Source organism: Vibrio sp. M260118 (genome assembly GCF_036533755.1).
Classification (GTDB): Bacteria; Pseudomonadota; Gammaproteobacteria; order Enterobacterales; family Vibrionaceae; genus Vibrio.
Genome location: NZ_JATABG010000117.1, coordinates 1 through 9,424 on the forward strand (window position 1 = coordinate 1; position 9,424 = coordinate 9,424).

Below are 9,424 nucleotides of genomic sequence, written 5' to 3' on the forward strand. Positions count from 1 at the left end.
CCATGCCCTTAACTAACGCATCATTCATCGACTGAACAAACTCATTGCGGCAGTCTGGGTAACCGGAGAAGTCCGTTTCACACACACCCGTAATAACGGTTTGCGCGCCAATTTGGTAAGCATAAATGCCCGCGAGAGTAAGAAACAGAATATTACGCCCCGGAACGAAAGAGTTAGGCAGCCCGTTTTCCTGAAGTTCGTGCGAGACTGAGATGTCGTCTCGAGTCAGAGAGCTAATCGCAAGCTCGTTGAGTAAGCCTACATCCATCACTTTATGAGCTTTTACGCCAAGCTCTTTAGCTAGGTTCTGCGCAACCTCAATTTCAAGGTTATGACGCTGACCATAATCAAACGTAATCGCATGAACTTCATCAAACTCTTTAATCGCTTGGACCAGGCAAGTGGTAGAATCTTGACCACCACTAAATACAACAACGGCTTTTTTCATCTCATGTTCCTTTTATGCGATACTCAGGTACTTATGGGTTTGAACCGACAAACGCCAGTTTCTAGCTATGCAAACATCCATGCACAGTTGAGTCGCTCGCGGCTTTTGACTAATTGGTTGTAGTGCAATGACTGTAGACTCTGGTACTGACGCTCTCGCCAGTAGCTCATCTAAATGATCGATATCTTTTTCAGTCGCGACTGGATGCTTGATCTCATTAGCTCTTACAAGTGCTGAGTCAAGTACAGGAAGCTTCCCTTTCATGACCACTTTCGGTGACACGGTAACCCAAGTGTGATCTGTTGCTGCTACAGGCGACGTACCACTGGTCTCTATTTGGCACTGACAGCCGATATCTTCAAAGGCTTGAGTCAAAGGAACTAGGTCATATATGCATGGTTCTCCGCCTGTAATTACTACATGCTTGGCGGTATAGCCCTGCTGCTTATACTGGTCAACGATATCCATAGCGGTCACTGAACACCAAGTTGGTGAGTCTCCGTTCTTAGCTAAAATCTCGTCCAAAGGGCGTTCATCACTCGGGGTAGCATCCCAAGTCTGTTTAGTATCACACCATGCACAGCCTACCGGGCACTCTTGCAGGCGCACAAATACGGCAGGCACACCGGTAAACATGCCTTCACCCTGAATCGTCTCGAACATCTCGTTAATTTTGTACAAGTTCAGCCCAGCCTAATCATCATCAAATCATTGCAGGAACGAGACCTTAAATGAGACGCTGATGAAGATCAACTAATTCATAATTTCAACACTTCGACTTCGCGTTTCATTATTTTGTTATCTCGCTTCAAGCTATTTATCAAGACCGCAATCACTAATCTTGATAAACACAACTTTAGTTAACGACAAAAAGATTTATCTCGTAAAACCAAATACTTATCTAACACGAATATGCATTACTGATATTATGAAACTGTTTTATTTTCATTGAAGGCATGAGTATGTTCACCAACCTATCCATAAAAAAGAAAATCGTTTTTCCTTTGTCATTTATCATCTTACTTTTTTCCGCCAGCTCTTTGGTCAACATCATCGCATCGACGAATCAAGCTAAGCTAGCTAAGTCTATTCAGGAGCATTACCTACCGGCACTTTTTACATTAGAAGATGCTTATCGCGATTTGTATCAAGCGACATCTGCAGTTCAAGCAATAGTGCTATCAAGCTCACAAGAAGAAGTTGAAATGCACCGCTTTGAATATGAAGACAACGCCTACAAAGCAGGTCCTCGAATGGCACACGCTAGCGAGTTGGTTGAACTAGGTCTTCTGCCGAACTCTGCTCAAAAAGAGATTGACCAGTTAGTCAAGCTTGGAAACATCTGGTTAGCGAGCTATGAAGATTTCATCAATTCCCCGCAATCACAGTGGCAGGCGATCTATGAACAGAACAAAACTACTTACAACGACCAGTTCAACACCGTGCGCAATCAGCTTAACGTGGTGAACGATGCTATCGTCTTAGCTCGTGATGAAGCTCAAGATCGCAACGCCTCTGCTTCGAAGCTCGCGGAGAAGGCGCTGGAATTGGGTACATTAATTGTTGTCTTGACCGCCTTACTCACCTGTTGGTTCTTGATTAAAGCGATAGTGAAACCGATTGAGGACATTACAAGAACTATGCACGACATCGCATCTGGTGATGGCGACCTAAGCCAAAGAATCTCCAGTAATTCGAAAGATGAAGTTGGTCAACTGGCAGCGGGCTTTAATGTTTTCGTATCTAAAATTCAAAACACGATTGAGCAAGTCATTGATAGCGCAGCTTCCGTTCGCGTAGAGATGGGCAACCTTGCAACTGTCGCGCAATCAATAGCAGGTTCTACTAATCAACAACAACGTGAAAGCGAAGCCGTCGCCGCAGCCGTTCACGAAATGCAAGTCACCAGTCAATCGGTCAGTGACAACGCGAGCAACGCAGCTCACGCGAGTCATAGTGCTAATCAAGAGGTTCAATCAGCAAACTTAGTATTAGAATCAACCGTTAACTCTATTCGTGAACTTGCAGCAGACATCGAGAATGCTAGCGGCGTAGTTCATACCCTAGACCAAGACGTCGCTAATATCGCCTCAATACTCGATGTGATTTGCGGAATTGCAGAGCAAACCAATCTACTCGCCCTTAACGCAGCCATTGAAGCGGCTCGTGCGGGCGAGCAAGGCCGTGGATTTGCAGTAGTAGCCGATGAAGTTCGTTCTCTTGCTAGCCGCACTCAGCACAGCACCGGAGAGATTCAGTCTATGATTGAACGCTTGCAAGCTGGCGCAGAGCAGGCGGTAAAAGTCATGCAAGCGAGCAAAGACAGCAGCGATTCTACGATTGAATCTGCTCAATCAGCCACTGAATCATTGAATGAAATTCTGACTGCGATCAGCAGAATGAACGACATGAACACTCAAATCGCGACTGCTGCTTCTCAGCAAAGCTCGGTAAGTGACAACGTAAGTAGCAACGTACAGAAGATTGCCGACAACAGCAGTACGACTGTGGTCATGGTACAGAATGCCGACCAAGCCATCAGCACACTTGAAAATCAGTGTGAACGACTTGACCAGCTAGTCTCTCAGTTTAAGTGCTAACGACCTATCAACATTCCAATCCATACATAACCGCAGCCTAAGCTAAACTTTGGTTGCGGTTTGTACTTTTTCTCAACGAGAACACAAATACACAGATCAGCACCGGATATCTAAATGCTTCGACAATTAACGAGGCAACACTGCTTATGGATGCTTGCTCTGCAGCAAAACTAATTAAGCTATTAACCGCTATAAGAATCGCGATCAGTGCGACAATCTTCTTGCCTGTCATCTCACGATCCTGTTGTTTTAATATCATCAGTAGACCAAGCATAGTAAACACGATCGCGAGCCAATACGTGAATATAGGGATCGGCCAAAACATTGCCATCACTCCACAAGCAATCAATAGCATTCCCCACACTATTTTAGAGGTCATGAGTGCGTTGGCGTCAACTTGTGATTTTGCGTCTAAACGTATCAAGTGCCAAGCACACAACATGCCCAGTAATGCCCCACTCAAACTATCTTGCAAAAATGCCACACCGCTATAGAAGTTAGCTAAACTCAGCCAAAGAATAATTCCTAGTAGTCCCAACGACAAACGATTTACATACAACTTTTCGCTTACATGCAACACTAACATGCCGACACATGACCATATGGCGATAGGCAAATTAGGCAGGCTAAAGCCGTAGCTTTTAGCAAGTTCAAGCGCAGGCAAATAGACATGTGGGCGAGGAGAAGCAAAACCCTGCTGAGCAACTAAGCTTAGCAGCGAGGTAATGGTGATCGCAAAGAAGACTTTATAGCTAAATTGGCTACCAAAACGCCAGTAGAGTACAGGGAGAAGCACAAGCAGCAACGTTGATTCACCCAGCCAGTTCCCTGCCATCAGCACTGGCTCAAATATCTGATTGACACCACTAGGCAGCTTCATAAACAGATGCTGCAACTGTGTCATCCAATTTAGCTCAATTTGTTGCAGCACTGGCGCCGCTTCAATCAAGTTGCCAACAAACAGTACACTTTGGTCTGTCGCTCGTGGCAAAAGTTCGGTAAGTATACTTAGCTGATTTGGGTAACGATAAGAATCGCTAGGAACCCCAGCAGGTTTTACAAGCATCGCTGATGAAACTTCAATTCCGTAGTGAGGTGCAAACCATATTGGTAGCTCATAGCCGTCATAGGTATTATTGAACTGAAACGAGACAATATCTGAATCAGAGACGCAATCAAAGTAAACGCTCTTACCGTCACTCATCAGTTCATCTTTTACCGTAACCACTAACCCAGTCTCTTCCCATGTTTCTCTCTGTGCTGCTAACTTAGGCGATTCACCTTTGCCTATGTAACCAGCAGGGAGCGAGAGCTTTCCGGTTAGAATCTCTTTTACCAGTACGATCTGGTCACCACTTCGTATGATGCAAGCGGCGCCTTTAATTGAAGACTCACTCGCCGTAGCCAGTGATGAAAATAGCAGAGATAGACCTGCTAAAAGAAAAACAATTATTCTGTTATCGTAGTTCATTATTTATTCTTGATCAGTCGTTACCGATTTGCGTAACCAGTGAATATGGTGTTCAAAGCCACAATGGTGATAAAATTCAACTGCCGACTGATTGAACTCCCAGACTTCAACGAATATTTCTTTCACGCCATACTCTTTAAAACGTTGTTCTATCTTTCGACACAAATTAGTGGCGAGCCCCTCGCTACGTCTTCCCTGAACAACATACAGTTCGTCAATACTGCCCATTGATACTGGCTTACTGACTGTTGATATGAGCTCACAAAAATGGCCGCTAATAAAGCCTATAACAACATCTTTTTCGCATGCGACAAATACAAGACACTCAGGATCATCAAGATAACGAGCGATACTCTTCTCTTGCTCAATATCTTCAGCGGTTTTGAAGTAGTTAGGACATTGCTGATGATGCTCGTTATGCAGCTCAAACATTAGATCGTTTAACTGTTCTAAATCCGTGTCCTTTGCACTACGAATAGTTACATTGCGCATAGTTATTTTTGCATTACGAATAAAGTGACAGTTTGGCGGTTTAACAACAATATTTCAATAAAAAAGCCCCTGTAATTAGGGGCTTGGTTTCATAATCGGAATTGGCCTAGGAATGTAGCGCCTTTTCTATCTCTTCGAGACTACTTGGATCATCAATGGTTGACGGCACCGTGTACTGCTCGCCATCAGCGATTTGGCGGATAGTCCGGCGTAATATCTTACCTGAACGTGTCTTAGGTAAGCGCTCTACCACTAGTGCGTGCTTAAAGCAGGCAACTGCACCAATTTCATCTCGTACCTTACCCACTAGCTCCCCTTCAAGCTCAAGGTCATCGACCTTAACACCATCTTTAAGAACAACCAGGCCCAATGGTAGCTGACCTTTAAGGTCATCATGCACACCAACCACAGCACATTCTGCAATAGCAGGGTGGCCGCCGACAATTTCTTCCATCTCACCGGTCGATAAGCGGTGACCAGCAACGTTGATCACATCATCGATACGTCCCATGATAAACAAGTAGCCATCTTCATCAAGATAACCGCCATCACCAGAGACATAGTAGCCTGGGAACTGACTCAAATAGCCCGACTCAAAACGGTCATGGTTGCGCCATACCGTTGGCAAACAGCTTGGCGGCAGCGGGCGTTTAAGGGCAACAAAGCCTTGCTGATTAGGCTCTACTGGCTCACCAAGCTCATTAAGAATCTCAACTTGATAGCCTGGGATCGGTTTGGTGGCAGAGCCCGCTTTTACGGGCATCAGCTCAATACCCGTCGGGTTACCTGCAATCGCCCAGCCTGTTTCTGTTTGCCACCAGTGGTCGGCAACAGGTTTATCAGTTTTACTCTCGACCCACTCTAAAGTTGGCGGATCTAGGCGTTCACCTGCCATAAAAATAGTTTTTAATTTAGACAGGTCGAACTGCTTGATGTATTCGCCATCCGGATCTTCTTTCTTGATTGCACGGAAAGCCGTTGGAGCGGAGAAAAGTACATCAACGTTATATTCTTCACATACTCGCCAGAAAGCTCCTGGATCGGGGGTTCGAACAGGTTTACCTTCATACAAAATTGTCGTGCAACCGTGTATTAACGGCGCGTAAACGATGTAAGAGTGCCCGACGACCCAACCAACATCCGATGCTGCCCAATAGACACTGTCTTGCGGCACATTGTAGATTGCACTCATCGAGTACTTCATCGCTACCGCATGACCGCCATTATCACGCACGACACCTTTAGGCTTGCCTGTCGTACCTGAAGTATAAAGAATATAAAGAGGATCTGTTGCCAATACAGGCACACAAGCATGTGGAAGTGCATCTTGATAGGCTTTAGCCCAATCAATATCACGTTCAGAGTTCAGCTCTGCCTCACATTGAGGTCGTTGCAGTACAACAACACGTTCAGGCTTCCAACGGCTGTCCATAATCGCTCTATCAACCAGCGGCTTATATGGGATCACCTTAGTGACTTCAACGCCACAAGAAGCGGTCATCACCACTTTAGGCTCTGCATCTTCAAGGCGAACAGCCAGTTCATTCGCCGCGAAGCCACCAAACACAACAGAGTGAATCGCCCCCAAACGCGCACAAGCTAGCATCGCCATTGCCGCTTCAGGGATCATTGGCATGTAGATAACCACTCGGTCGCCTTTTTCAACGCCCTGCTGCGAAAGCATGCCTGCTATTCTGGCAACTTGATCTCTAAGCTCTAGGTAGGTGTAGCTTTGCTTAGTTTCGGTGACTGGAGAATCGTAAATTAACGCAACCTTGTCGCCTCGCCCTTGCTCACAATGGTAATCCAGTGCCAGCCAAGCTGTATTTAGCATTCCATCAGGGAACCAACGCTCAATACCATTTTCATCCTTAGCGAGAATGGATTCCGGCTGTTTAAACCAGTCAATATTCTTTGCCTGTTCTGCCCAAAATGCTTCAGGCTCTGACAGCGCCCATTGATATTCTTTTTGATACGTAGACATATTGCTTCCTCCAGTATGTCTCGACATTGCTTTGACGTAGTTAATAGCGGTCAACTACGCAAAAATATCGGAGGGTACACGTGCAAAGCCCTCCATAATGATTCGAGCACTGCGGCTCATTACGGCTTTGTCAGCGACCCAACCCTGTTCAGTTTGCGACGCTTTCGCACCCACTTTTAATGTTCCAGATGGGTGGCCAAAAGTCACTGACTCCATCTCACCTCCGCCAGCAGCGCGATTAACAATAGTGCCGGGAACGCAAGACGCCGAAGCAATTGCCACAGCGGCCGTACCCATCATTGCGTGGTGCAACTTACCCATAGATAGCGCACGAACTAAAACATCCACCTCGTTTTCATCGACAGGTTTACCGCTCGACGACAGATAGCTTTTAGGGCTGGCAACAAAAGCAACCTTTGGTGTGTGTTGACGAGCCTCTGCTTCTTCAACCGAGTTAATCAACCCCATTTTCAATGCGCCATAAGCTCTAATGGTTTCAAAGCGCGCCAACGCATGCTGATCACTGTTGATATCATCTTGCAGCTCAGTGCCTTGATACCTCAGCGCTTCGGCATCAACAAAGATGGTCGGAATGCCTGCATTAATGAAGGTTGCTTCGAAAGTACCAACATTTGGCACCTCTAGCTGATCAATCACGTTTCCAGTTGGGAACATACTTCCCTCACCATCTGCTGGCTTGATAAAGTCCACCTGAATTTCTGCAGCAGGAAACGTCACGCCATCAAGTTCAAAGTCACCGGTTTCTTGAACTTGCCCATTAACAATCGGCACATGAACCACAATGGTTTTGCTGATATTGGCTTGCCACACTCTTACTGCTACTGTTCCGTTCTCAGGTATACGCTCGGCATCGACTAACCCAGCATGGATAGCAAAAGGCCCGACAGCGGAAGACAAGTTACCGCAGTTACCACTCCAATCAACGAACGGCTTATCTATCGAAACTTGTCCGAACAAATAATCCACATCATGATCTGGCTGAGTGCTTTTCGACACAATCACAGTTTTACTCGTGCTTGATGTCGCCCCCCCCATGCCATCAATCTGTTTTGCGTACGGATCTGGGCTACCAATCACTCGTTGCAGCAAAGCATCGCGCTCTTTTCCCGGCTGTTGAGCAGGTTTTGGCAAATCTTCTAAACTGAAGAACACCCCTTTACTGGTGCCGCCTCGCATATAGGTCGCGGGGACTTTTATTTGACTTGGTGTTGTCATCATAGCCACCTACTGAGATAAAAAGTCTTGAGCGAAACGTTGCAGTACCCCACCCGCGTTATAGACACTCACTTCATCAGCGGTATCCAAACGACAAGTCACAGGTACGTCAAACTTCTCACCATTAGCTCGAGTAACAATCAATGCGAGATCGGCCCCTGGTTTTATTTCGCCAAGCACGTCGTATAACTCGCTGCCATCTAGCCCTAAGGTTTTACGGTCAGTCCCCGATTTAAACTGCAACGGCAGAACACCCATACCCACTAAGTTGGTCCTATGAATGCGTTCAAAGCCTTCAGCTACAATGGCTTCGACCCCCGCTAAACGCACGCCTTTCGCCGCCCAGTCGCGAGATGAACCCTGACCATAATCAGCACCTGCAACGATGATCAGCGGCTGCTTGCGGTTCATGTAGGTTTCTATCGCTTCCCACATGCGAGTCACTTTACCTTCGGGTTCTATTCGCGCTAGCGATCCTTGAACAACCTCGCCACTCTCCTGCACCATCTCATTGAACAATTTCGGGTTAGCGAAGGTAGCGCGCTGAGCCGTAAGGTGATCGCCACGGTGCGTCGCATAGGAGTTAAAGTCTTCCTCAGGTACATCCATCGAAGCCAAGTATTCCCCAGCAGCACTGCTTGCTAGAATCGCATTCGAAGGCGATAAATGGTCGGTAGTGATGTTGTCGCCCAAAACCGCGAGTGGTCTCATGCCTGACAGTGTCCTTTCACCTGCCAATGCGCCTTCCCAATAAGGTGGACGGCGGATGTAGGTACTCTTTGGTCGCCAATCATATAATGGGTTACTGTTGCGCTCGCCCTCATCGAGTTTGAACATTTGAATGTAGACTTGGTTAAACTGTTCCGGTTTTACGTGTTTACCAACGACCGCATCGATCTCTTCATCACTTGGCCACAAATCATTAAGATAAATTGGCTTGCCTTGTTGATCATGACCAAGCGCATCTCGCTCAATATCAAAGCGGATAGTTCCCGCCAAAGCATACGCTACAACAAGTGGTGGCGAAGCTAAGAATGCTTGCTTGGCATAGGGGTGAATACGACCATCAAAGTTACGGTTGCCTGACAACACAGCCGTCGTATAAACATCCCGGCCTATGATCTCTTGCTGAATTTTCGGGTCTAGCGCGCCACTCATCCCATTACAAGTCGTACAAGCATAAGCAACGATAC

The 9,424-nt window shown here is 46.5% G+C and carries 8 protein-coding genes; 1 reads left to right on the forward strand and 7 read right to left on the reverse strand.

What is annotated here, in order from left to right; all coding sequences use genetic code 11:
• Both queC and queE read right to left on the reverse strand, forming a co-directional pair.
• On the reverse strand, positions 1 to 448 hold a 448-nt coding region (gene queC / locus QTO00_RS09080), incomplete at its 3' end, for a 7-cyano-7-deazaguanine synthase QueC (protein WP_331424416.1).
• Positions 449 to 460: 12 nt separating this feature from the next.
• The gene (gene queE, locus QTO00_RS09085) at positions 461 to 1,129 is read right to left on the reverse strand and encodes a 7-carboxy-7-deazaguanine synthase QueE (protein WP_331424418.1); all 669 of its coding nucleotides are present in this window, start codon (positions 1,127 to 1,129) and stop codon (positions 461 to 463) included.
• A 281-nt stretch (positions 1,130 to 1,410) separates the two neighbouring features.
• On the opposite strand from queE, the gene QTO00_RS09090 reads away from it, so the two are divergent.
• Complete coding sequence (locus QTO00_RS09090) at positions 1,411 to 3,048, forward strand: methyl-accepting chemotaxis protein (RefSeq protein WP_331424419.1); 1,638 nt, start codon at positions 1,411 to 1,413, stop codon at positions 3,046 to 3,048.
• A gap of 37 nt (positions 3,049 to 3,085) precedes the next feature.
• Here QTO00_RS09090 and QTO00_RS09095 read toward each other — a convergent pair whose 3' ends face one another.
• The 5 genes from QTO00_RS09095 to QTO00_RS09115 all read right to left on the reverse strand — a co-directional run.
• The gene (locus QTO00_RS09095) at positions 3,086 to 4,519 is read right to left on the reverse strand and encodes an NUDIX domain-containing protein (protein ID WP_331424420.1); all 1,434 of its coding nucleotides are present in this window, start codon (positions 4,517 to 4,519) and stop codon (positions 3,086 to 3,088) included.
• Positions 4,520 to 4,522: 3 nt separating this feature from the next.
• The gene (locus QTO00_RS09100) at positions 4,523 to 5,011 is read right to left on the reverse strand and encodes a GNAT family N-acetyltransferase (protein WP_331424421.1); all 489 of its coding nucleotides are present in this window, start codon (positions 5,009 to 5,011) and stop codon (positions 4,523 to 4,525) included.
• A 106-nt stretch (positions 5,012 to 5,117) separates the two neighbouring features.
• Entirely contained in the window at positions 5,118 to 6,995 is a 1,878-nt protein-coding gene (locus QTO00_RS09105) for a propionyl-CoA synthetase (RefSeq protein WP_331424422.1), read from the reverse strand.
• A gap of 54 nt (positions 6,996 to 7,049) precedes the next feature.
• A complete protein-coding gene (gene prpF / locus QTO00_RS09110; protein ID WP_331424423.1) occupies positions 7,050 to 8,231 on the reverse strand; it encodes a 2-methylaconitate cis-trans isomerase PrpF in 1,182 nt (393 codons plus the stop codon).
• A gap of 9 nt (positions 8,232 to 8,240) precedes the next feature.
• On the reverse strand, positions 8,241 to 9,424 hold a 1,184-nt coding region (locus QTO00_RS09115), incomplete at its 5' end, for an aconitase family protein (protein ID WP_331424425.1).

Coding starts and splice junctions, on each gene's coding strand:
- prpF (WP_331424423.1), bottom strand. CDS start 8,231: ATGACAACACCAAGTCAAATAAAAGTCCCCGCGACCTATATGCGAGGC.
- QTO00_RS09105 (WP_331424422.1), bottom strand. CDS start 6,995: ATGTCTACGTATCAAAAAGAATATCAATGGGCGCTGTCAGAGCCTGAA.
- QTO00_RS09100 (WP_331424421.1), bottom strand. CDS start 5,011: ATGCGCAATGTAACTATTCGTAGTGCAAAGGACACGGATTTAGAACAG.
- QTO00_RS09095 (WP_331424420.1), bottom strand. CDS start 4,519: ATGAACTACGATAACAGAATAATTGTTTTTCTTTTAGCAGGTCTATCT.
- QTO00_RS09090 (WP_331424419.1), top strand. CDS start 1,411: ATGTTCACCAACCTATCCATAAAAAAGAAAATCGTTTTTCCTTTGTCA.